Annotated in this window: 23 protein-coding genes, 2 pseudogenes and 1 riboswitch; of the genes and pseudogenes, 12 read left to right on the forward strand and 13 right to left on the reverse strand. The window is 62.7% G+C overall.

The genetic code is table 11. From position 1 onward, the window contains the following. The coding region (locus tag QZ409_RS13610; RefSeq protein ID WP_296712257.1) for a hypothetical protein at window positions 1-375 on the reverse strand (375 nt) is incomplete at its 3' end. 841 nt (window positions 376-1,216) lie between these two features. On the opposite strand from QZ409_RS13610, the pseudogene QZ409_RS13615 reads away from it, so the two are divergent. The 3 genes and pseudogenes from QZ409_RS13615 to QZ409_RS13625 all read left to right on the forward strand — a co-directional run. Then, window positions 1,217-1,351: pseudogene (locus tag QZ409_RS13615) on the forward strand (VIT1/CCC1 transporter family protein); the annotation flags it as partial. Window positions 1,352-1,797: 446 nt separating this feature from the next. After that, the gene (locus QZ409_RS13620) at window positions 1,798-2,082 is read left to right on the forward strand and encodes a PepSY domain-containing protein (protein ID WP_296712262.1); all 285 of its coding nucleotides are present in this window, start codon (window positions 1,798-1,800) and stop codon (window positions 2,080-2,082) included. A 176-nt stretch (window positions 2,083-2,258) separates the two neighbouring features. Then, window positions 2,259-2,639 carry a cytochrome b/b6 domain-containing protein gene (locus QZ409_RS13625; RefSeq protein WP_342394844.1) on the forward strand — a complete coding sequence of 127 codons (381 nt, stop codon included), beginning with the start codon at window positions 2,259-2,261 and terminating at the stop codon, window positions 2,637-2,639. A gap of 85 nt (window positions 2,640-2,724) precedes the next feature. On the opposite strand, the gene QZ409_RS13630 is transcribed toward QZ409_RS13625, so the two are convergent. The 3 genes from QZ409_RS13630 to QZ409_RS13640 form a co-directional block, all read right to left on the reverse strand. Continuing rightward, window positions 2,725-3,258, reverse strand: a complete 534-nt coding sequence (locus tag QZ409_RS13630; protein WP_296712266.1) for a cytochrome b/b6 domain-containing protein — start codon at window positions 3,256-3,258, stop codon at window positions 2,725-2,727. A 120-nt stretch (window positions 3,259-3,378) separates the two neighbouring features. Continuing rightward, on the reverse strand, window positions 3,379-3,675 hold the full coding sequence (locus QZ409_RS13635) for a universal stress protein (RefSeq protein ID WP_296712269.1): 297 nt from the start codon (window positions 3,673-3,675) through the stop codon (window positions 3,379-3,381). Next, complete coding sequence (locus QZ409_RS13640) at window positions 3,672-4,208, reverse strand: hypothetical protein (protein ID WP_296712272.1); 537 nt, start codon at window positions 4,206-4,208, stop codon at window positions 3,672-3,674. The genes QZ409_RS13635 and QZ409_RS13640 overlap by 4 nt, the downstream gene beginning before the upstream one ends. A gap of 255 nt (window positions 4,209-4,463) precedes the next feature. Here QZ409_RS13640 and QZ409_RS13645 point away from each other — a divergent pair, with 255 nt between their 5' ends. Continuing rightward, the gene (locus QZ409_RS13645) at window positions 4,464-5,105 is read left to right on the forward strand and encodes a hypothetical protein (RefSeq protein ID WP_296712275.1); all 642 of its coding nucleotides are present in this window, start codon (window positions 4,464-4,466) and stop codon (window positions 5,103-5,105) included. Window positions 5,106-5,356: 251 nt separating this feature from the next. Here QZ409_RS13645 and QZ409_RS13650 read toward each other — a convergent pair whose 3' ends face one another. Continuing rightward, the gene (locus tag QZ409_RS13650; protein WP_296712402.1) at window positions 5,357-5,545 is read right to left on the reverse strand and encodes a DUF4326 domain-containing protein; all 189 of its coding nucleotides are present in this window, start codon (window positions 5,543-5,545) and stop codon (window positions 5,357-5,359) included. A gap of 911 nt (window positions 5,546-6,456) precedes the next feature. Between QZ409_RS13650 and QZ409_RS13655 the strand changes: the two genes are divergently transcribed. Beyond that, window positions 6,457-6,822: a group 1 truncated hemoglobin gene (locus tag QZ409_RS13655; protein WP_296712278.1), complete on the forward strand. Its 366-nt coding sequence runs from the start codon at window positions 6,457-6,459 to the stop codon at window positions 6,820-6,822. 693 nt (window positions 6,823-7,515) lie between these two features. On the opposite strand, the gene QZ409_RS13660 is transcribed toward QZ409_RS13655, so the two are convergent. Together QZ409_RS13660 and QZ409_RS13665 are read right to left on the reverse strand one after the other, a co-directional pair. Continuing rightward, entirely contained in the window at window positions 7,516-8,265 is a 750-nt protein-coding gene (locus QZ409_RS13660) for an SDR family oxidoreductase (RefSeq protein WP_296712281.1), read from the reverse strand. A gap of 125 nt (window positions 8,266-8,390) precedes the next feature. After that, a pseudogene (locus QZ409_RS13665) lies at window positions 8,391-8,620 on the reverse strand (ISAs1 family transposase); the annotation flags it as partial. Window positions 8,621-8,881: 261 nt separating this feature from the next. Between QZ409_RS13665 and QZ409_RS13670 the strand changes: the two are divergent. Further along, complete coding sequence (locus QZ409_RS13670) at window positions 8,882-10,192, forward strand: cyclic nucleotide-binding domain-containing protein (RefSeq protein ID WP_296712283.1); 1,311 nt, start codon at window positions 8,882-8,884, stop codon at window positions 10,190-10,192. A 666-nt stretch (window positions 10,193-10,858) separates the two neighbouring features. Here the strand turns inward: QZ409_RS13670 and QZ409_RS13675 are convergent. Next, a complete protein-coding gene (locus tag QZ409_RS13675) occupies window positions 10,859-11,857 on the reverse strand; it encodes an FAD-dependent oxidoreductase (RefSeq protein WP_296712286.1) in 999 nt (332 codons plus the stop codon). 45 nt (window positions 11,858-11,902) lie between these two features. Then, window positions 11,903-12,020: riboswitch (TPP riboswitch) on the reverse strand. Window positions 12,021-12,210: 190 nt separating this feature from the next. Between QZ409_RS13675 and QZ409_RS13680 the strand changes: the two genes are divergently transcribed. Continuing rightward, complete coding sequence (locus QZ409_RS13680; RefSeq protein ID WP_296712289.1) at window positions 12,211-13,383, forward strand: NnrS family protein; 1,173 nt, start codon at window positions 12,211-12,213, stop codon at window positions 13,381-13,383. On the opposite strand, the gene QZ409_RS13685 is transcribed toward QZ409_RS13680, so the two are convergent. From QZ409_RS13685 to QZ409_RS13695, 3 genes are read right to left on the reverse strand one after another with little or no spacing between them, the layout of a single operon-like run. Beyond that, window positions 13,328-14,245: a U32 family peptidase gene (locus tag QZ409_RS13685; protein ID WP_296712294.1), complete on the reverse strand. Its 918-nt coding sequence runs from the start codon at window positions 14,243-14,245 to the stop codon at window positions 13,328-13,330. The genes QZ409_RS13680 and QZ409_RS13685 overlap by 56 nt on opposite strands. Before the next feature lie 23 nt (window positions 14,246-14,268). Beyond that, window positions 14,269-15,264, reverse strand: a complete 996-nt coding sequence (locus QZ409_RS13690; protein WP_296712297.1) for a peptidase U32 family protein — start codon at window positions 15,262-15,264, stop codon at window positions 14,269-14,271. After that, complete coding sequence (locus tag QZ409_RS13695; RefSeq protein WP_296712302.1) at window positions 15,261-15,818, reverse strand: SCP2 sterol-binding domain-containing protein; 558 nt, start codon at window positions 15,816-15,818, stop codon at window positions 15,261-15,263. Before QZ409_RS13695 ends, QZ409_RS13690 begins: the two co-directional genes overlap by 4 nt. Window positions 15,819-15,900: 82 nt before the next feature. Here QZ409_RS13695 and QZ409_RS13700 point away from each other — a divergent pair, with 82 nt between their 5' ends. From QZ409_RS13700 to QZ409_RS13720, 5 genes are all read left to right on the forward strand, one after another. After that, a complete protein-coding gene (locus QZ409_RS13700) occupies window positions 15,901-17,415 on the forward strand; it encodes a UbiD family decarboxylase (RefSeq protein WP_296712304.1) in 1,515 nt (504 codons plus the stop codon). Further along, a complete protein-coding gene (locus tag QZ409_RS13705) occupies window positions 17,412-17,993 on the forward strand; it encodes a UbiX family flavin prenyltransferase (RefSeq protein ID WP_296712307.1) in 582 nt (193 codons plus the stop codon). Before QZ409_RS13700 ends, QZ409_RS13705 begins: the two co-directional genes overlap by 4 nt. Window positions 17,994-18,075: 82 nt before the next feature. Next, a complete protein-coding gene (locus QZ409_RS13710; RefSeq protein ID WP_296712310.1) occupies window positions 18,076-18,387 on the forward strand; it encodes a TusE/DsrC/DsvC family sulfur relay protein in 312 nt (103 codons plus the stop codon). 56 nt (window positions 18,388-18,443) lie between these two features. Further along, entirely contained in the window at window positions 18,444-18,800 is a 357-nt protein-coding gene (locus QZ409_RS13715) for a DUF488 family protein (RefSeq protein ID WP_296712313.1), read from the forward strand. A gap of 74 nt (window positions 18,801-18,874) precedes the next feature. Then, the gene (locus tag QZ409_RS13720; RefSeq protein ID WP_342394843.1) at window positions 18,875-19,318 is read left to right on the forward strand and encodes an Rrf2 family transcriptional regulator; all 444 of its coding nucleotides are present in this window, start codon (window positions 18,875-18,877) and stop codon (window positions 19,316-19,318) included. A 119-nt stretch (window positions 19,319-19,437) separates the two neighbouring features. Here QZ409_RS13720 and QZ409_RS13725 read toward each other — a convergent pair whose 3' ends face one another. Beyond that, complete coding sequence (locus QZ409_RS13725; RefSeq protein ID WP_296712407.1) at window positions 19,438-20,106, reverse strand: dihydroorotate oxidase; 669 nt, start codon at window positions 20,104-20,106, stop codon at window positions 19,438-19,440. 43 nt (window positions 20,107-20,149) lie between these two features. Beyond that, on the reverse strand, window positions 20,150-21,217 hold the full coding sequence (gene serC / locus QZ409_RS13730) for a 3-phosphoserine/phosphohydroxythreonine transaminase (RefSeq protein WP_296712315.1): 1,068 nt from the start codon (window positions 21,215-21,217) through the stop codon (window positions 20,150-20,152). Window positions 21,218-21,230: the final 13 nt, after the last annotated feature.

The raw sequence follows: 21,230 nt of genomic DNA on the forward strand, positions 1-21,230 counted from the left end.
ATGTTCCGGATCGTCGGGCGACGCCTTGACCAGTCTTATTGCCTCTGCCGCACGCAGAGCTTGATCTTCTGACAGGGAAGGAAGATCCATGAACAATGTGGCGAACGCGGCTCGCGCGGGCTCCCCTTCGTTCAGCGCCGCCGCGACGCCCTTCAATCTCTCGACGAGATCGGAACAATCGACGGGACGCTCGACGACATAGGCAAATAGCGTGTTCAACTCGTCAACTGGACGGGATGCAAAACCTGCGCCTGTCTTTGTCAAGAGCCGGATCGGACCGATTGCGGGACCGTTCTCGTCGGAAGAAGCACCACTTACGTCTCCGGGAGGCGCGAGGCGGTGAAAAATCATCCACGGAAAAGCCTCAGCACCCATCGAAACAACATCTCCGACCACAATTTACGCCAATAGAACATAAAGAGAACATATTGGCAAGTCCAAGTTTGTCTGAATGGCTGTCCCCAATATCCGGCCTGCGAAAGAATTGGGCGACGGCTGGACTTTCGTTTTTTCGGACGTTCGACCTTTGACCGCAATCGGCCCACAAGCGATGGTTCTCTTCAAAGGTCGAGGCTACGTCGCGAATCTTAAGGAATGCGGTTGCCCAAAAGAGATCATCGCGAGAATAAAGAATGAAAACAGTGCATTATATGCACGGTGTTCGCAGTTTTATCATGAGTGGTGTCGGAAATGGCGCGCCACTCAGGATAAAACTGCGAACACTTATGTCATTGAAATTACGGGGTAAACTATGCACAGTCTTGCGCGGCGCTGATTCAAATCCGCCTATCCTTACCCGGGAATGATGTCTACTCCGGACGAAGCGGCTTAAGCGTGGCGGCAATCTCATCGGCGGCGGCGACATGCGCCGGATTGTCAACATCGAACGTTTGCTCCGTCGCTGACAGCACGATTCCCCCAATCGAGCTTGCGCCTTCGCCAGCGCCTTCAAAACATAGGACGGAATACCGGGCGGGTTCTCGTCGTGATCGTCGTCATGGCGAGCCATCGGTCACGCTCCAAAGATTTCAGGAAAATCGCCCTTGCGGCCGATCAAGAGCACGCCCGGCGACCACGACTTGCGCCACGAAAGCGCCTGCGGCATCGGCCGCCAGGTGAGAGGACCGCGCTCTTTGTCCAGCCGGGCGCGCACGTCAGCCGGCACCCATTCAAGGCGACGATGGATTTCCTCAACGGCGCGCTCCGCAAGCTCGCGCTCGTATTGCTGGTCTTCGGCGCGGTGAAGGGCAAGCTGACGGGCGCCAATCCGCTGAAATCGAGCCTGCAAACCGCTCTGGTCGGCGGTCTGGCCGCCGGCGCCGCCTTTTATCTGGCCTCGCTGTTCGGATAGGGGGGGCATCAACTTCGCCAGTTGCGGCGTGGACCGCAGTCTCGCGCCAATGGCCCTGTGCGTCGATCACGCGAAATTCGTAAGTCCAGCCGCCACGATCGCGTTCGAGCTTCACTTTCACGATTTCGCCGGGAAGGCGTCCCTTGAGCCGGGCGAGGATCCTTTCGAGCGGCAGGATGGCGCCGCTCTCGACGGCGGCGCGCGCCGCGTCCTGGTCGGCTGCGCCGTCGTCGGCCGCGGCCCGAACCGGCGCGGCAAGAAAAAGCGAGAGCGCCAAAAGAACCGGGAACGCGCGCAACACAATCACTTCCTCCTGCGTCAATCCATCCTCGCTGATTGTAGCTGACAAATCGGTGACGCGACCGATCAGCCGGCTGTCATGCGGCCCCCGTCATAACGCTCTCCATCGCCCGGCGCTGTCGGTCCGGGCCATGAAAGGAAACAAGATGCGCAAGTTGATCGTTCTCGCGAGCCTCGCCACGCTTCTCGGCGCCGCCGGCGCCGCGCAGGCTGGGAGCCTTGGCCGTCCCTGCACCGACAAGCCCGCGTCGGCCTTTCTTTCGCTCGACGTCCTGAAGTCCAAGGTCGCCGCCATGGGATACCAGGTCCGTGACGTCGCGATCAAAAAGGCCTGTGGCGAATTCTATGTCATCGACAAGACCGGCAAGAAGGGCGAACTCTTCGTCGATCCGACCTCGGGCGTCATCGTCGCGGGCGGCGTCGCCAACTAGGACGTGGATCGATGACCGCTCCGGTCATGACCGAACAGGCCGGCGGCGCGACGCCGCCGGCCACGGTCAGGGTGTCGGACCCCTTCGTGCGCCCGTTCTACTGAAGCCTCCTCGCCCTCTTCGTCTGCGCCTTCGCGACAGGCGACGAGATCGACTGGCTCCACATCATTGCGGTTCTGATCCTGCTGCGGGTCGTCTGGGGCTTTGTCGGTCCGCGCAACGCGCGTTTCTCCGGCTTCCTGCGGTCGCCAAGCGAAGTGGTCGCATTCCTGCGCCAAAGCCTGCGCCTCGGGGCGCCGCGCCGTCTCGGGCACAATCCAGCCGGCGGCTATATGATCGTCGCCATGCTTGGCTTGCTGACGTATCTGTCCGTGACCGGAATGATGCTGACCACGGACGCCTTCTGGGGCTCGCATTGGCTGAAGGAGGCGCATGAAGCCGGCGCCTATGCGATGGTCGGCCTCGTCATGCTCCATCTGGCGGGCGTCGCCCTCGCCAGCGTCGAATATGGCGAAAACCTCGTCCGCGCCATGTTCACTGGCAAGAAGCTGGCGTGACCAGATGCGGATCGCAAACACCGCGAAAATTTCCAGGAAGTTGGCGCGGGAGGCGAGCGCCCTCGTCTCCCGCGCCAAATTTGAGTCAACCGCGCCACGGCGACATGCGCGTCAGGATCGCATCGCGGCGGATATATTGGTGGTAAAGCGCCGCCAATATATGGGCTGCGGCAAGGCCGATCAGCGCAAAAGATGCGATCTCATGCACTTCGGTCAGAGGACGGAAGATTTCCGGCGTCCTCGCAAAGGGCGACGCGATTTGGAACAAGCCGAAATCCAGGCCGCGGCCGCGCCACAACAGCGTCGGAATTCCAATAATCGGGACAACGACCATCAGCAGGTAAAGCCCAGCATGGGTTATTTTCGCCACATTGCGCGCCAGCGGCGGCATCGTCGCCGGCAAGTCGGGCGCGGGATGCCCTAAACGCCAGACCAGGCGGAACAAGGACAGCAAAAGCACCGTCAGGCCGAGCAAGGCATGGACATTGATCACTGCCCCCGTCATTTCTTTGGGAAAGTCGTCGACAGTCAGGCCGATGACGAAGGCCAGTCCGATGAGTGCGGCAATCGACCAATGCAAGGCGATTGCGACTGAATCGTATCGCTCGGAAGTCGTCATTTCGCGCCTCCAGCGCTATTTGAACGAATAGATAGCTGTTGCAGCGGCAGCCGCATTAAGAAAACGCAATTTTCGCCGCATTCCATGGCTGGTCCTCGTTGGCGCCGACCGCCGTCCTGCTCAATAGGAATAGAACACCGGAATCTTTGCTTCGGTCAGCATCAGGCTGGTCGTGCCTCCCACAACATATTCGAGCAGCCTCGCGTGAGCGAAGGCGCCCATGACGAGGAGGCTAGCCCGCATCGACGCCAGATGGTCTCGCAACGTTCTGCCGGCGTCGGCTTCTCTGATCGGCAAGACAATCACGTCCAGCTTGGCGCAATGCCGGCTCAAATGCCGCGCTAGGTCAGCGCCGGCGGCATCCGCGTTCGGGTCGGCCGCGACATGCACCACCTCCACCCGACCGGCCTTGCTCAATAAGGCGCGGCGTCGCCAACCGCGCGCGCCGCATGGGCGCCGCCGTCCCATGCCACGACGACGCTCTCGAGCGAAGGTCCCGACTGCCATGACGGCGGGACCACGAGAATCGGACGGCCCGAATTGAACATGACATTTTCGATCAGCTTTTCGTCGGAGGACAAAAGGTTATTCGGTTGCGCCGTAATGACAAGATCGCAGAGCCGCGCGGCGGCGATGACGGATTTTCGCGCGCGGTCGGGTGCGGCATGGACCAATGAGCAATCGGCGTTCACTCCCGCCAGCCTGGTCGTCAACTCTATGTGCTCGGCGATTGTTTTCGCTTTGGCGAGGCGCTCGTCATCGATTTGTTCGGCGACGGCGTCCGCCAGGGGCAAGATGCGGATCGGGCCAAGATCGAGGCGCTGCGCGGTGACCAGCGAAGACAGATGCGCGTCTTCGCGCCGCGCGAATTCGACCGCATAGTCGATCACCGCATTCGGTTGGGCGGTCTCGTTCACATTCACGAAGAAATGTATTGTCTTGTAGGACATGGTCCACGCTTCAATTTCGAAAGGCCTTGCCGCAAAGCCTGAAGGGGAAAGCGATATTGCGCGTTGCGATGGGTCAAACGGACAGGAACTCGCACTCGGGTTCCTGCAGACAGGCGCTCGGGGCCGGAATGGCGAGGATCGGCAGCGCAACGCCTGTTCTTGCGGATGAAATCGTCCTATGGAAAGCGTCGTCACAGTCGATTTCGGGCCGTAACGCCGCTGCGGCGCGCATCACAGGCGGATCAGGGTGATGTCGTGAGTCTGACGGCGCTGGACATGATGCCCCCCGACGGCTGGCGCCTTGCGAGCATATTCCTGGTTGTTTTTCTGCTGAATGTCCTGCCTGCCTTTGCGCCGCCAACCTGGACGGCGCTCTCGGCCTTCAGCGTCGGCGCGCCCGATATCAACTGGTTCGCCCTGGCTTTGACCGGCGCGACCGCCGCCACATCCGGCCGCATCGTCCTTGCGAAACTGTCGCGTCTCATTCTGCGAGGAAGATTGCTCAGGGAGGATTCAAGAAGAAACATCGACGAAATCCGCCTCAAGATCGAAGCGCATCGCGCGGTGTCGGCCGTCGCCTTGATGGTCTTTGCGCTGGGTCCCTTGCCGTCCAATCATCTTTTCGTTGCTTACGGCCTCAGCAGCTTGAACATCGCGTTCGCCGCCGCGCCGTTCTTTTTCGGCAGGCTGACGAGTTATTCCTTCTGGATCTTGAGCGCCGCCGCCGCCGGACGCAAATTCGACCTTGACGCGGGAGATGCAGTCCTTGGTTTCGGCATTTATTTTTTTGTCAGCCAGCTGCTGATCGTGCCGTTCATGTATTTCTTCGTGAAGATCGATTGGAAAGAGCTTTTCCATCGTCGGCGTCTGGCGCTCCGACGGACGCCAAAGTCTTGACGCCGGGCGCGGAAAAGGCTGTCCCCCCAACGCGGTCAACCGCGTTTGTAATTATTGTATGACCGCATCGAAGCGTCTTGCAGCCGTCGGCGTATCGCCGCCGTAAGACAGCATCGGGTCGACCTCTGCCGTTTCCTCTTTTCCTTACCCCCAATCAGCGGCGCTCGCCCAACAATCCCAACTCCTCCCAAAGCCAGCATGTGTCGTAGTCCGCCATGGGATCGTCGGCCGCAAGGCACGCCAAGTTCGCACTAGCACGCAAGGTTCTTTCCGCGCAAGGTGGAGCGCGCTTCGTCCTTAAATCGATCGGTTGCTTCGCATTCGAGCCATGACTTGAACGCGGAAACGGCGGCGACGCCTGGTGAAAGCGCCCTCTGACGCGCAATCTTGTTGCCCCATCTGCTTGGCCGCGCGACATTGATCGCCGGTAAACCGTTCATGGCCACACTGGCCGCCTGAAGCTTGAAGCCGGCAGAGCGCGACAATTGTCAGCGGATCGGTTTCGGCGCCATCGCCATATTGTACCGGACGCTGATGCAATCGTTTTAACATTCGTCATGTCTCGATCCGTCCTCGACGCCGGTGTTCGTTCTTACAATTGACGCGGCGTCGCTTCCGCGAAGACATTCGGTGCGCGTCGTCGGGGCTTTTCTCTGACCTGTATCGACGCCGGGCCTGAAAACGCGAAACGCCCGCCAGTGCTTCCGTGGCGGGCGTTCCATGCGGTCGTTCAGCCTCAGGTTCGCGGGAATAACGCTCCAATCCAACTGATCTTCGCCCTGTTCATCTTGTTCCCGCCACCCTTGTCGTTGCCACCACTGATTATGCATTTGCTATAGACGCCAGCACGTCTCTTCGTCGCCGTTGTCGCACGCATATCGAAACTGGTTCCGATATACGCCTCCCGACGTGAGCCAATATTCTTGGGCATAGGCCGAACTGGCCAAGCCGATGAGGGCGATCACGGCGACGATCCCAGTTTTCCCGGTCACAGCGTCCATTAAGAGTTTCGGTTTTGTCATATGGCCCCGCAAAATGATGGCAGGTCCCTCAGCGGCATCAAGATAGGTCGATTATGGCGTTACTTTGTTCCCCGTCGACCTTGTCGGGCCGTTCCAGCATTCTGTTTCTCGATAAACCGATCCGGCAGCGCCTCCTCGATCAGCACCTGCATTGCCGGCGCGAATTTGAGGATCGGGGCGATAGCTAGGCCGGCTCGTTTTGTTTTTCCCGCCAGTCGCCGCCGACAGCCGCAAGAACCTTCTCCGCACTTGAAGCCGCCAGTCGACGCGAGCTAACATGTGAAAAGGTCAGCGTCGCCGAAGTTTGTCGACGCCGCGAGGATGACGCCATGTCTCAGACCCTCTATGCCCGCCTCGGCGGCTACGATGCCATTAGCGCCGTATGCGATGATCTTTTGCCGCGCTTGATGACGGACCCGCAACTCGGGCGCTTTTGGAAGAACCGGGGAACGGACGGCATACGGCGCGAAAAACAGCTGCTGGTTGACTTTCTCTGCGCTTCGGCCGGCGGCCCCCGCTACTATGTCGGTCGCGATATGAAGCTCAGCCACGAGGGCATGGGCGTCAAAGAAAGCGACTGGCAAATATTCCTTAGCTGCCTGCACGCCACGCTAGACAAATTCCAAGTTCCCGACCCGGAACGCTCTCAGGTGCTGGCCTTCGTTGAGAGCATAAAGGCGGACATCGTCGAGTAGGCCGGCCAAACTGGACCTGCCGCGACGTGGTGACCGACGAAACCCATAAGAATGGCTGGGCGCTGGGGTGGCCAAGCAACCAAAAGCGGCCGGTTAATTCAGGTCCGGTTGTTGCTGCGCTTCTTTGAGAATTGCGAGTGCTTCCCGGGCGACGAACAAGCCGATTAATAGCCCGCGATAAGGTCTACAAAGCGGAATTCGGTGAAGGCGACTACGAAGCCTGAAGCGATCCGCCATTCCTTATGATTTGTACATGGTCCCATAGATCGCGGGAGAGCGGCGCGAGACGCCGGACGCGCCGGCGCGGTATGAAGATTGATGTCAGCTCTGCTATTTTGCGCCGGCCGGGGCGCCGCTTCGCTTACCGCAGCCTGCACGGCTCGACCCGCCCGAGCCGCTGACCAGTCACGCGCGCTGGAACGTCGCAGTCGCGCGCGGCTCAGGCGGCGAGCGCGATTATCGCGCGCCCGCTCGCGCTCCGCCAATCGAAAATTGAATTCGCTGCATAGCTGCCCCGCGCCTCCTTGCGCTGGCGTCTCTTCGCGATTCAGTTTTCAAAAGCTTTCCGTTCATGTCGAAATTCGCCACCCTGCGGCTGGCAAGCGTCAGCCGGGAGTTTCCAGCGTTACTCGCGATGAGCCGTCGCCGCTGCTGACAGAATGACCGCTTCGCACCGCTCTTGCGCTTTTCGCCTTAGCCGCAGGTATATCCGCCGTCCACCATCAATTCGTGACCGAAAATATTGGCTGCGGAGTCGGAACAGAGGAACGCGACGGCGCCGGCGATATCTTCGGGCTTGCCGAAAGCCCCAGGAAACAGTCGGCTCGACACCTGCTTACCGACCGCGTCGAGCGTTTCCGGGTCGAGGCCGACCGTGCCCCAGATCCGCGTGGCGATAGGTCCCGGCGCGACGGCGTTTACGCGGATTTCTGGAGCCAGTTCAGCCGCAAGACTGCGGGTCAGACAGGAAAGGGCGGCTTTTGATGCGCTATAGACGCTCAATCCTGGAATCGCCGCTTTGGTCAAGAATGTCGTGATGAAGACGACTGCGCCGCCAGGCTGGATATATGTCGTCAAATGGCGCACTGTTTCAAAGGCGCCGACGAAATTGACGCTAAACTGTTCATTGATATCGTCGCTGCCAGAAGCATCAAACGGTCGAACCCGTGCGATGCCGGCGTTTGGAATTACGGCGTCAATTTTGCCGAAATTCTCTCGCACCGTGTCGACGAGACGTTCGAGATCCTCTTTTCGGGTCACGTCCCCGGTCACGGGTGTGACCTTGCCTGGAAAGTTGCGCGCTAACTCCGCCAACTTCACCTCATTACGGGCGAATGCAACGATCTTTGCTCCAGATTCGATCAACCGTTGCGAAATCGACCAACCGATACCGCTGCTGGCGCCGGTTACGACAGCGACTTTTCCTTCCATTGAATTGGTCATCAGAAATCCTTCTCAACGAGCAGTTGGATCACAGATTTTCAACGAGCGTTTGAGCACCAAACGGCGCCGCTCGCGCTCTATTTAATGCGTATTCGATTCACCTTATTTGCGCAGGCGCAAATCCTCTGGCAGCCCATGGCGTCGACGACGACGAGCGAGCCGAAATGTTCGAACCGTCGAGCAAAAGCGGAATGGTGACAATCTTGATGCTTTTCTCGTCGACGGCTTCCTGCCCAAGCACGAGGCGTTCGCGCGAAGCTCTGGCTGAGACGAGATGGAGCGGCGCGTCGTTCTTGCCAAGCGCCCGGCGCGACGTCTTGCCGACAATGGCCACAATGTCAGGCTCGCGCTCGCGCCGGCATGACCGCCACCTAGCCACGATGTTGGTCTATAATCGCAGCAGTACGCCGGGGACGGCGATAGTCACGAAAGCGGACCGCCTGCTCGCGGACTATCCCGGACCACTCGCAAAATTGGCAAATTTCCGCCTGTTGGCTCTACACGATAATTGCGCACGCCTATGAATTGGCCACGCCCATTTGACAACGATCAAATCGCGCCTCGGCGAACTGATGATACTGACTTGCGTCAAAAAGGCGCGGTTGGGAATTTCTGCATGGATGCAAGAGACCAGGACGTTCTGCTGACATCTCCCCTGTTGATGGCGGCAGGGGCCGACCTTCTGGCATCGCTGGTGCGGTCCGCTTCGGTTCACGATTATCAGGGCGGCGAAACATTGTTCGCGCAGGGCGAGCCGGCCGACGCCCTTATTGTCGTCGCCGAGGGTTGCGTGAAGCTCTGCCGCAAAACCGGAAGCCATGAACAAGCGGTTCTTTCCGTCCTGACCGCCGGGCAGGTCTATTTCGAGCCGTCGATGTTCTCGGCCGGCCGCCATCTGGCGACGGCGGAAGCCGTGTCCTTCGCGCGCGTCATTCGCTTCGATGCTATGGCTCTACGCGCGGCAATGGCAGTGAATCCGGGCTTCGCCCTGGATTTGTTGGCGCTTTGCTCCGACGTGCGCGCGGGTCTGGTCAAACAGATTGAACAACTCAAGACACATTCCGTTTCGCAGCGGGTCGCCTCCTTCCTCCTTGAGCAGATCGAAGCGGCAAACGAAGGGACCGTCATCACATTGCCCTTCAGCAAAACGCTGATCGCCATGCTGGTCGGCGCGACGTCGGAAAGTTTTTCCCGCGCGCTCGTCCAGTTGCGCGCACATGGGGTCGAGGTCGATCGCGAGAAGGTGACGATCCTGGACGTCGAACGCATGCGACGCTACGTCGGGGCGCCGTTCGGCAATAGCCTGCGCGAAAGGAAACAAGCGCCCACCCGCTTCTCGTCGCTCTGGAAGCGCCGGAAATTCGACGAGGGACTGTTGCGGTCGTGGCGGAAGGCGGTCGCCACGAGCGAGCCGATCTCCCTGTTGCTGGTCGATGTCGGGATCGACCGGTCTCCGGGCGAAGTCCCGTCAGGCCAAGTCGATCGCGCTCTGCTGGCCGCCGTCGGCGACGACATTTTCCACGAGGCCGACCGCGACGGCAAATCCATGGTGCATTACAATGGCGAAATCTTCGCAGTGGCGGCGCCTGGCGCCGACCACGCGGGCGCGATGAAGCTCGGGAACAAGCTCCTCTCGATCATTAAAACCAATGCGATTCGGCTCGGGGCGGCGACGCCGGCCTCCGGGATCGCGGCGATTGGCACCACAACGATTGTCCCGAACGCGCGGGACCGCATCGAAAAAATTGTCTGCTACGCCGACATTGCGCTTCATCGCGCTAAGGCGCTCGGGCGCGGCCGCGTTTGCAGCTTCCATGACGATCCGTCCTGCCAGACGGCGAAGCGCAGCCACTCAGGCGGCGCCCGGATTCCGGTGATCAAATCATCCCATTGTTCGGAATGCCGCCGCGACGCAACCTGTGCGTAAAACGCGTCACGTCGGCCTCGAGAAAAATGGCGCCTTTGTGCGGACCGTCCTCCAACTCTCGGGGGCGGGGTGGCGAGCCCCCCTCGCCAACGCTCGGAGCGTGATCGCGAACTCGACGTCTCCGGCAATTGTGAAGAGCACTGCGTTCATCTGCTGACGGACAACCTGACCAGGCCTCGGCAATGCTATGACCAACTCTTAAAGGTTCACGCCGAGCGGCGGGCCGCTCGGCTGCCATTTGAGTATTTGTTCACCCATCGTACCGAAATTCTACTGAACGCTCATCGGTTGCTGTGCGTGGGCGTAGCCGCCGCCAGTCGCGGCCCTTCGGCCGATATTGCTCATAGTGGGCCGCAGTTTATGACACCGCTTCGGTTGGACTGGATGCCAAGGCGAGGGCCAAGCCAAGGTTGGTCATATGTGGACGGCACCCATCACGTTAATCAACATAATAGAGCCCCGAGAATCGCATGTAAACGATGCCGCGCCACCCATCAAAAAGCGAAATTATGCGTGAGGCATGGCGTCAAATACTGATGCAATCTGACGCCGTTGCGGGCGACAAGCCATCCAAGTTGCTTCACCGTCTTGATTGTTCTAGTATTGCAGTGCTTGCCCCACTTGAGCCGAGGCGACGGCGCCCACAGCGATGAGCGTGTCTGAGGATTAAGCCTTTTGGGGCGCGCGCATCGTTTCCGGTGCCGCGACGCCGCTGCAGACATAATCCGCCGTTTGCCGCGCCAGCGACGGCGCCAGCAGAAACCCATGGCGGAATAGCCCGTTGACGAAAATGGTCCGGTCGCGGACGAGGATGCGCGGCAGGTTGTCGTGGAAGGCGGACCGCAGATCGGAGCCGGTTTCCGCGATTTCGGCCTCGGCGAAGGCGGGATGAACCGCATAGGCGGAATTGATCAGTTCGACAAGCGACCGCGCGGTGACGCGCGCGCGTTCTTCGTTTTCGATTTGCGTCGCGCCGATCATGAAGCGGTTCTCCTCGCGCGGCACGACATAGACAGGATGGCGCGGGTGCAAAAGGCGGATCGGCCGCGAGAAATTCAGGTCCGGCGCGGCGAGAACCATCATCTCGCCCTTGACGCCGCGCAGGCCCGGCAATTTCGACTTCGCCGAATATCCGGTGCAATCGATGGTCCAATCCGAATCGCCCTCCGCCGTGGTGGCGTCGGTTCCGAAGCGCAGGCGGACGTTCGGCATTGCGGCGAGGCGGCGCGTCGTTGTCTCCAGCGCCGCGCGCGGATCGAGATGCGCTTCCTTTGGGAAATAGAGCGCGCGCGAAAACCGCCCGGCGAGGTCCGGTTCGAGTTCGGCGATGCGATTGCCGCCGATCTCTTCGAATTCTATGGTGCGGCGGGCGAAAAGCCGCAATTCGGCAAAATCGCGCGGGGTGGCGACGACCAGACTGCCGCGCGTCTGCGCCACGGGAATCCGCCGCGTCCAGAAGTCCAGCGCCTCGACGCCCAGCCGGCAAACCAATGGCTCGGCCGACTCCAGTTCGCACCATGGCGCGACCATTCCGCCGGCATACCAGGAGCAGCCGCGGCCGGGACCATCTTCGCGTTCGATGAGTTCGACCTCGGCGCCGCGGGAGGCTAATTCATAGGCGGCGGTTAGGCCCGCGACGCCGGCGCCGATGATTCTGACGCGCAATGTCCCCTCGACTTTGTCGAAAGATCCGGAATGGGAAGCGAGAAAGAACGCGCTGCGCGCCATCCCTCCGCCGGCATGAACCGGATCAGGTTGATCAGGGTCGTCGCGCCTGGACGTTTCAGCGACCTCTCAGCCTCTTGGCGAGGCTCCCCTTGGCGCCGACGATTAATCGGCCGCGGGACGCGACCGTCAATCCCGGCGGCGGCGCGAAACGCGCAAAAGGGCGTCGAATTTGCGCACGGACAAACAGCGGCCGGAAGCGGCAGCGAGACGCCGCAAACCATGCTATCCAGCCCGCCTCCCGTTACTGCGGGCGAATGAATTTGTGCAACTCGAGATCGAACCTCCGCCGGATGAAGCACTCATCGGCGCCGCCGCCTTTCGCCATTTTCTTCCCTCTCGCCGCGCTCGACGCCATCGCCGTCGGCTGCGGCTGGATTGTCGCGCTTGAGGCGCGGCCCGCGACCATTGCGGAAATTGCCGTATGGCACCAGCGTGAATTGCTGCTCGGTTTCGTCACTGCCGCGCTGGCGGGATTTCTGCTGACCGCCCTGCCGCGTTGGACCGGGCTGCGCCTGCCAAAAACCGCGACTCCCGCCATGCTTGGCGTCTGGATCGCGGCGCGGTTCGCTCCGGTCCATCCATCGCCTTATGCGTCCTTCCCGGCGGCGCCCGGCCTGTTGTTGACCTTCATCGTCGCCGTCCACATATGGCGGGCGCAGGACCGCCGCAACGCAAAAACGACGCTCCTGCTCGCCATTCATGCGGTTTCTGGCCTCGTCTATTCGAGCGACGTCGGCATCGCTCGACGCGCGCTGGCCATGAATTTCTGCATAGGCGCGATGACCGGCTTGATCGTCCTGATTGGTGGCCGGGTTCTGCCCGCGCTGACGGCGCGATTCGATGAATTGCGCGGCTCCCCCCCACCATTGCCTCGCGGTCGGGCGCTTGAGCGGATTTCCGCCGTTCTCGTCGTCGCGGGCATCGGCTGCTGGCTTGTTTCGCCGAAGGGCGCGCTATGCGCGTCACTTCTGGCCGCCGCCGGAGCGAGCCAGATTGTGCGGATGGCGTCGTGGTTCGGTCGCCGCACGTTCGATTCGCCGCCGCTGCTCGCGCTTTACGCGGCCTACGCTTCGATTCCCCTTGGTTTTGGTTTGCTGGCCTTTCACGCGCTGGCGCCGGATGCGGCGCCGGCAAGCGCGGGGCTGCATGTCTGGACGATCGGCGGTTTCGGCGGAATGAGTCTTGCCATCATGGCAAGCATGATCAGGAAGAACAGCCATCGCGCCTTCGCGCCATCGCGCGGCGCCGAGGCGGCCGTCGTTCTCTGTCTCGGCGCCGCGGCGGCGCGCGTCTGCGCCGCGTTTTCCGCCGAACCGCGGGTCCTTCTTGTCACGTCGGCGATGGCGTGGTCAGCGAGCTTCGCCCTGTTTCTCTTCGTCTTTCGCGCGCCGTTGTTCGAGGCCGCATTCAGAACGGCGCCAGAGCCGCAGCCCCGCAATTCCCGAACAGAAAACCGTCCGTGAACGCGGCCTCGGGATTGGCGCCGCTCAGCAAAGCGAAGCCTTCCCGGGCCGAGATTCGGCTTGCGGCGACATCCGCGAAGACTTTCGTCACCGCCACGAAGTCTCCCGTATGGGGCGACAGCCGCAAATGCGTCACGCCCGCCTCGGCCAGACGATCCATGCGCCCGATCAGGTTGGCAAACTGATATGACAAGGTCTGAATGCCGTTGATCGCCAGAAAATCCACGCCGTCGAGCGTCTTCGTCGCCAGGCCGTCCGGATCGTTCTCGCAGACGAAATGGCAGGAATCCTTGCTCAGGCCATGGGCGCGCGCATGATAGCAACGTCCCGAAACGGCGAGCGGTATGCGGCCATAGGCCCAAACCTCGACGCCGACGCGGCAGCCTTTGCCGGCTTTCGCGAGCGCGTCCACCGAGGCGATCGGCAGTTCGGGCGGGAGGCACACGAGCCGCGCCCCCTTTTCGGCGAGAAAGGCCAGCGTCGCTTCATTATAAACATTCACAAGCGGACCAACCGAGAACGGCGTTTCGTCCCGCACCCAATTCATGAGGGTGAGGTCGTTGATTTCGACTTCGTGCTCCGTCTGTTCAAATAATTCGCGGGCCGCGCGCCGTTCGCGCTCGAGCGTGACCAGCGCCAGCGAGCCGAGGATGACTTGTTTGCCGCCGCGCTCCAGCCTTTCGATGACCGCCGGGATCCGGTCCGCGTAAAAGGGCGCCCGCTTGGAGCAGACCAGTTCGCCGATGACGACGCGATCGACCGGCGCCTCATCCGCGATGGCCGCATAGAAGTCGACGAATTTCTGGGCGGACCAGTTGAACTGAAGCGGCCCGAGCGTGAGGTTGAAGATTCTGTCCGCCACCATGTCCTCCCATCGGCGCGGCGTCATCGCCACGTTTTGCGATAGGCGCCCGCCGTGGTTTGCTGCCCTTCGGTCAAAGCGCGCAATTCCCCCGCCGCAATGGGGCGTCCCGCCGCATGGTCGTTGAGCGCCCGCCGGAAGCTGCGAACCACGGCCTCGGTATAGGCGCGGCTGCGCTGCCGGCCCTCGATCTTCAGCGCGGTCACGCCGGCTTCGGCGAGTTGCGGAATCAGCGCCGCCGCGTCGAGGCTCACCGGATCCTCGAAGACATGGCCCTTGTAATCGCCGGCCTCGAAAACACCTTTGCACAGGGTCGGATAAGGCGCCGGCTGGCCCGCCGCGACGCGATGGATGGCGAAGCCGCCCAGCCGCGAGACGAGAGCGCCGCCTTCCTCGCGATATTCGACATGGCTCGCGGGAGAACAGGCCCCGTTCATATTCGGGGATTTGCCGGTGGCGTAGGACGACAGCGAGCAACGTCCCTCCGCCATGACGCAAAGGCCGCCGAAAATGAAGACTTCTGTCTCGGCCTCGATTTCGCGGTTGATGGCGGCGATTTCCTGCACCGTCAGCACGCGCGGCAAAACGATGCGCTTCACGCCGAAGGTCCGCACATAAAAATTGATCGCGTCGGCATTGGCGGCGGCCGCCTGCACGGAGAGATGCAGGCGCAGTCCGGGATGGCGGCGCGACGCGTCCTCCAGCAGCCCCAGATCGGCAAGAATGACGGCGTCGGCTCCGAACCGGGCGCAATCGTCCACCGCCGCGCTCCATTGCGAAAATGCGCCGGCGCGCGGAAACGTATTGAGCGCGACCAGCACCTTGGCGCCGTGGCGGTGCGCGAAGGCGATCGCTTCCGCCATTTCCTCGCGCGAAAAATTCAGGCCCGGGAAATTGCGCGCATTGGTCTCATCGTTGAAGCCGCAATAGACGGCATGAGCCCCGGCCTCGACCGCCGCGCGTAGGGCGGCGGGCGTTCCGGCCGGGCAGACCAGTTCGAGGGCTTGTCCGACCGTCATTCCCATGTCCCGCGTTCGGGCCGCTTGAAAGCGACGCCGGTCCAGCGCGCGGCCAGCGCAGCCAGGCCATGGGCGGGGCGCAGTGCGACCGATTCGAATGGTCCGAACAGGGCGGCTGTTTCGCGGGCGAGATCGATCTCTTCATTGTCGATGGCGTTGCGCAGCGCGAGCACGGCCTCGGTGTCGCCTTCGATGACGAGGTCGCGCGAGAAGAACAGGGCGTCGCCGTCATAGGCGCCATGGACGAGGCCGATCAGCGCCGCCAGAGAGCCGGCGATGCGGGCGTCCCAGGAACCCGCGCTGCTCCGCCGAACGGCTTTCAACCCGGGCGCCTCCGGACGCGGCGAAAGCAGGAAAGCGAAAGGCAGGTCGGTCGGATCGAGCAGGAATGTCTTGCCGGTCTGGTCGCCGAGGCGCTTGAAAAGCGCCGGATGGCGGCGCCCGAGGCTCCGCGCCAGCCTCGCCGCGGCGAAGGACAGCGGCGCCAGGGGCGCAAGCCGCAGGGCGAGCGCGCCCGCGGTCGGGAAAAAGGGGATGGCGTTCGCGCTGGGCATGAAGGCTATTAAAGCAGAAGCCGCCCCGAAGCGCTTTAACCGCCGTCAAGAGGCGTCGCCTCCTTTCGCGCTAGGATAGGATATGTCCTTCCGCACGCTTCCACCCTTCCGCGATCTGCGGGCCTTCCTCTTTCACCTCGAGGAGCAGCGCCAGCTCGCCCGGATCGACGAACCGGTCAGCCTCATCCACGAGATGACGGAAGTGCATCGCCGCGTTCTCCTCGCGGGCGGTCCGGCGCTGCGATTCGAACGCGCGGGCGGAGCGGCCATGCCGGTGATCGCCAATCTGTTCGGAACGCCCGAACGCGTCGCCGACGGATTCGGCGTAAAGCGCGACGGGATTTGCGAACTGGGCGAGATGCTGGCGGGCCTGCGCGAACCGGCGCCGCTCGACGGCCTGCGCGACGCGCTCGGGCGCTGGCCCATGGTTCGCGCCGCGCTGGCGACGCGGCCCAATCCGGTCATGCGGCCGGAATGCCAGCAGGAGCGGTTTCTCGGCGCCGATGTCGATCTGGGACGCCTGCCGATCCAGACCTGCTGGCCCGGCGAGCCGGCGCCCCTGATCACCTGGCCGCTCGTCTTCAGCCGGCCGCCTGATTCCGATCCCGACGATACGGCGCGGATGAATGTCGGCGTCTATCGCATGCAGGTTCTGGGCAAGGATCGCGCGATCATGCGTTGGCTGGCGCATCGCGGCGGCGCGGCGCACCATCGCGCCTGGGCCGCGCGCGGCGAGGACATGCCGGTCGCGGTGGCGATCGGCGCCGATCCGGCGACCATTCTCTCCGCCGTGCTGCCGCTCCCGGAAACGGTCTCCGAATTGCGTTTTTCCGGCGCGCTGCGCGGCGAGCGCCCGCGCGTCGCGCCCGCCCTCACCGTGCCCCTGCTGGTTCCCGCGGATGCGGAAATCATCCTCGAAGGCTATGTCTCGGCGACCGAAACCGCGCCGGAAGGCCCCTACGGCGACCATACCGGCTATTACAACAGCGTCGAATCCTTTCCTGTCATGCGAGTGACCGCGATCACCACCCGGCGCGACCCGCTCTATCTCACGACCTTCACCGGCAAGCCGCCGGACGAGCCCTCGGTGATCGGAGTTGTGCTCAACGACCTCGCCCTCCCGACCATCAGGCGTCAGATGCCGGAAATCGCCGATCTCTGGCTGCCGCCGGAAGCCTGCTCCTATCGCACAGCGATTGTCGCGATCCGCAAATCTTATCCCGGCCATGCGCGTCGGGTGATGATGGGCCTGTGGGGCATGTTGCCGCAGTTCAGCTACACCAAGACGATTATCGTCGTGGACGAGGACATCGACGCGCGCGACTGGAAGGAGGTCGCCTGGGCGATGGCGACACGGATGGACGCCTCGCGCGATCTGGTCAGGCTCGACAACACGCCGATCGACTATCTCGATTTCGCCTCGCCGGAGCCGGGCCTTGGCGGCAAGCTCGGTCTGGACGCCACCCGCAAGATTGGGCCCGAAACAAGGCGCGAATGGGGACGCACGCTCGACATGACGCCCGAAATCCGAAAGAAGATCGACTCCCTCTGGCCGCGCATCGCTCGTGATCTTGGCTGCCTCGGAGACAGGACATGAAGCCGCGCGTCGTCCTTGGAATTAGTGGAGCTTCGGGCGCGGCGATCGGCCAGCGCATCTCCGACCTGCTGCACAGCCTGGGGGCCGAGACCCATGTCATCGTGTCACGGGCCGCCGAACGGACCTTCGCCGAGGAAATCGGGCCGGAGGCGCTGGGACGGCTGCGCGCCCGAGCGGATCATTGGCACGACATCGACAATATCGGGGCGCCGATCGCTTCCGGCTCCTTCCCCACCGCCGGCATGATCGTCGCGCCCTGCTCGATCCGGACGCTCTCGGCGATCGCTTATTGCAACTCCGACAGCCTTTTGACCCGCGCCGCCGACGTTCACCTCAAGGAACGCCGCCCACTGATCCTGCTTGCGCGCGAAACGCCGCTCCATCTCGGCCATCTGCGCGCGATGACCGCGGCGACCAAGGCCGGGGCGGTCGTCATGCCGCCGGTTCCGGCCTTCTATCTGGGACCCAGAAGCGTCGATGACATCATCGACCAGATCGCTTACCGAGCAGTCGACTTGCTGCGCGTCTTCGAACCGACCGCGCGCGAATGGCGCGGGCCTGGGTCCTATGCCGGTTGAGCGCCACGGGGAGTAAGCGCGTTTCCGGAGAATCGGCGTAATTTTTCTCGCGAACCAACAACCCGACAAACGAGAGGAAGCCATGCCCAAGCCCGAAATCGACGCCGACGGTTACCTCGTGGATCCGTCGGATTGGAGCGAAGAATGGGCGCGCGACGTCGCGCGCAATCTTCAGATTGAATTGACCGACGAACATTGGGACGTCCTTCGCTTCATGCGCGGCTATCACGAAGAGCATCAGGTTCCGCCGGACGTGCGCTTCGTCATCCGCCACCTGGCTGAGACCCGAGGCGCGGCCCGCAACCGCATTTTCGAACTCTTTCCCTCCGGCTATGCCGGTCCGGCCTGCAAAATCGCCGGGATGCGGCGCCCGCGCATCTGGAGCACCGGCTGACAATCTGCGCCGGCGCGGAATAACGCGCCCACGTCCCGAATCTTTACGGCGACGCCATGAGTCTTCGATTGAAACGCGCCTATCTTCCGCCGGCGCCCGCCGATGGCCAGCGCGTTCTGGTCGATCGGTTGTGGCCTCGCAACCTGCGCAAGGACGACGCCGCGATCGACCTGTGGCTGAAAGAGGTCGCGCCGGGCGCCGGACTGCGGCGCTGGTTCGGTCATGATCAGGGCCGCTGGAACGAATTTCGACGTCGTTACCAGCTGGAGCTCGCGGAAAGAAGCGACGTTCTGCGAGACCTTGCCGGGACCGCGCGCGGCGGCGAGCTCACGCTCATTTACGCGGCGCGCGACGAGTTGCACAATCACGCCCTCATCCTTGGCGAAGCCGTGGCGCGCGTCCTGAACGAATAGCGCACCCGGCGAGCGGTCGGAAACCGCGTATTGATTGTTGGACGCCGGGGCGGCTCAAAGCCTTCGCCACCCGATTGACGGAATGGATCAGGCAGCTGACGAGTTTCACTGATTTCGCGTTCCGGCTGCTGATTTACGCCGCAGCCAGGAACGGGCGCCTCGTGACCATCGAACATGTCGTCGGTCATCTCGCGATTTCACGCGGCCACCTCATGAAAGTCGCGAGAACCCTGACCAACGCGGGTTACCTGACGCCCGTGCGTGGACGCGGCGGCGGATTGCGGCTGGCCCGTCCGCCGCGGGAAATCAGGTTCGGCAATGTCGTCCGGGCGACAGAGCCGGATTTTGCCTTGGTCGAATGTTTTGAGTCCGACAACCATTGCGTCATCACCCCCAAATGCCGGCTACGCACAATCCTGCACGAGAGCCTCGACACTTTTATCGCGGTCCTCGAGCAATATACGCTTTCCGACCTGATGCTCAGACTGCAAGATTTCGGCTTCCAGCCGGCGGCCTAAGCGTCGGCTTCAGCCCTTGCGGCGAGGCTGCCGCCTGTCCGCTCTTTAATGAACGCGAAAACGGCGCCAATGAGAACTGCTGTCGCCGACTGCGCTGCCCCGCATCCATGGGCCGCGCGTCATTTTGCACAATGACGAAAAGCCGCCGCGCCTCCTTCCGCGAAAGCGTTATGCGTCTGGACGAGGTCGGCGCCCGCGCCAAGCCGCAAGACGACATCGTCGCTGCCGCGAACGCCGCCGACCGAGATCAGGACGGCTTCTTCGATCCCGGCCCTGACTTCTGCTATTCGCACCAAGTCTGCGCAAACGAGCACAATTCCGTCCAGATCGAGGTCTTTCGCTTCCTGAAGCGCGGCCGGAAAAGGCGCGCCGGCCATTCCGGCGCCGAATTTCACGAGCAGCGGAGTCCGGCGCCCGTTTCGCGCCGCCAGGCGGTCGCGCTCCGCACGCAGGTCGCTCAGGAGCCGTCGGACCTCTGCGCTGTTTCCGTCGCGGCCGGCGCGCGGCGCGCTCAGATTGGCGCAAAGATAATCGGCGAAGGGTTGAACCTGGCGCAGCGCGGCAAGATAATCGGCGATTACATCCCGATCCAGGCCAAGCCGGGCGCTGCCGAAATTGATCCCGACGCGCAGATGAGACGGCCGCTCCGCGAGCGATATGCGATCGTTGGGGAAAAATGTTCCGATTTCGATATGGCCGAAAATTTCCAGTTCGAGCGATCCAAGCCTCTCGCCGGTGCGTTCGATTCCGGCGGCGACGCCCAGCGGGCTGGAAAAGGCGAGCCCCATCGCCTTCAAGCGCTGTTCCCGCTTCCCCGATGAGCTCACGCCATCACCCCCGGCGCTGGCGGAAATCCCGCATGAACGCGGCGAGCGCCTCCACCGCCTCCTGCGTCACGCCATTATAAAGCGCGGCGCGCAAGCCGCCGATTTCGGCATGGCCGCGCAGATGGACGAGCCCCTGCGCTTCCGCTTCGCGCAAAAAAGTCTCTTCGAGGCGCGGCTCCGGCAAATGGAAACGCAGGCTGACGCGGGATCGGTCGCGTTTGGGCGCAGGTGCGTCATAAAAATCGTCGTCGTCGATGACCGCGTAAAGCGGCTTTGCCTTGCGCTCGCCCCGCTCTTCCGCGGCGGCAAGGCCGCCGTTTCCACGCAGCCAGCGCAAGACCTTGCCGGCGACGGCGATGGCAAAGACCGGCGGCGTGTTGACCTTGCTTCGCGCTTCGGCCTGTCGCGCGAAGTCGAGCGGCGCCGGCGCAATTCCGTGGGCGCGCTCGACAAAGGCCCGATGGACGACGACGATTGTCAGGCCGGCGATGCCGAGGTTTTTCTGCGCGCTGGCGTAGATCAGCCCAAAGGGGGCAAGCTGGAGCGGGCGCGTGAGAAAATCGGCGGTCATGTCGGCGACGATTGGGACGCCATCCGCCGCGGGAAAGGAGAAATACTGAAGCCCTTCAACGGTTTCCGTCGTGGTCAGATGACAATAGACGGCGTCCCCGGACCGGCGCCATTGCGTTGCCGGCGGCAGGGAACGCCCATCGCCGCTCGCCGCCACGCGCACGACGCCCCAGGGTTGCGCCGCCCGCGCCGCCCGCCGCGACCACAGGCCCGTTTCGATATAATCCGCGGCTTCGCCCCGGCGCAGGAGATTCATCGGAACCAGCGCGAACATGGCCGAGGCGCCGCCCTGCAAAAAAAGAACGGAATAGTCTTCCGGCAAGGCCAGCAGTTCGCGCAAATCCTGTTCGGCCGCCGCGCGCATCTCCTCGAACGCGGGAACGGAAAACGGCAGCTCCAGCAGCGAGAGAGCGCCGGCGCCCGGATTGATCTCGTCGCGCAACTGGGTCAGAACTTCGCGCGGCAGCGGTCCCTGGGCGGAGGCAAAACTGAAAAGAGTCATCGCGCGCCGCTCC

This window comes from Rhodoblastus sp., assembly GCF_019449565.1.
In the GTDB taxonomy this organism is placed as follows: domain Bacteria; phylum Pseudomonadota; class Alphaproteobacteria; order Rhizobiales; family Beijerinckiaceae; genus Rhodoblastus.

Bases quoted from the DNA above. Each gene is read 5' to 3' on its own strand.
- QZ409_RS13620 (WP_296712262.1), top strand. From the start codon at position 1,798: ATGCGCAAGTTGATCGTTCTCGCGAGCCTCGCCACGCTTCTCGGCGCC.
- QZ409_RS13630 (WP_296712266.1), bottom strand. From the start codon at position 3,258: ATGACGACTTCCGAGCGATACGATTCAGTCGCAATCGCCTTGCATTGG.
- QZ409_RS13640 (WP_296712272.1), bottom strand. From the start codon at position 4,208: ATGTCCTACAAGACAATACATTTCTTCGTGAATGTGAACGAGACCGCC.
- QZ409_RS13650 (WP_296712402.1), bottom strand. From the start codon at position 5,545: ATGAACGGTTTACCGGCGATCAATGTCGCGCGGCCAAGCAGATGGGGC.
- QZ409_RS13655 (WP_296712278.1), top strand. From the start codon at position 6,457: ATGTCTCAGACCCTCTATGCCCGCCTCGGCGGCTACGATGCCATTAGC.
- QZ409_RS13660 (WP_296712281.1), bottom strand. From the start codon at position 8,265: ATGACCAATTCAATGGAAGGAAAAGTCGCTGTCGTAACCGGCGCCAGC.
- QZ409_RS13670 (WP_296712283.1), top strand. From the start codon at position 8,882: ATGGATGCAAGAGACCAGGACGTTCTGCTGACATCTCCCCTGTTGATG.
- QZ409_RS13680 (WP_296712289.1), top strand. From the start codon at position 12,211: ATGAAGCACTCATCGGCGCCGCCGCCTTTCGCCATTTTCTTCCCTCTC.
- QZ409_RS13690 (WP_296712297.1), bottom strand. From the start codon at position 15,264: ATGACGGTCGGACAAGCCCTCGAACTGGTCTGCCCGGCCGGAACGCCC.
- QZ409_RS13695 (WP_296712302.1), bottom strand. From the start codon at position 15,818: ATGCCCAGCGCGAACGCCATCCCCTTTTTCCCGACCGCGGGCGCGCTC.
- QZ409_RS13700 (WP_296712304.1), top strand. From the start codon at position 15,901: ATGTCCTTCCGCACGCTTCCACCCTTCCGCGATCTGCGGGCCTTCCTC.
- QZ409_RS13705 (WP_296712307.1), top strand. From the start codon at position 17,412: ATGAAGCCGCGCGTCGTCCTTGGAATTAGTGGAGCTTCGGGCGCGGCG.
- QZ409_RS13710 (WP_296712310.1), top strand. From the start codon at position 18,076: ATGCCCAAGCCCGAAATCGACGCCGACGGTTACCTCGTGGATCCGTCG.
- QZ409_RS13715 (WP_296712313.1), top strand. From the start codon at position 18,444: ATGAGTCTTCGATTGAAACGCGCCTATCTTCCGCCGGCGCCCGCCGAT.
- QZ409_RS13725 (WP_296712407.1), bottom strand. From the start codon at position 20,106: ATGGGGCTCGCCTTTTCCAGCCCGCTGGGCGTCGCCGCCGGAATCGAA.
- serC (WP_296712315.1), bottom strand. From the start codon at position 21,217: ATGACTCTTTTCAGTTTTGCCTCCGCCCAGGGACCGCTGCCGCGCGAA.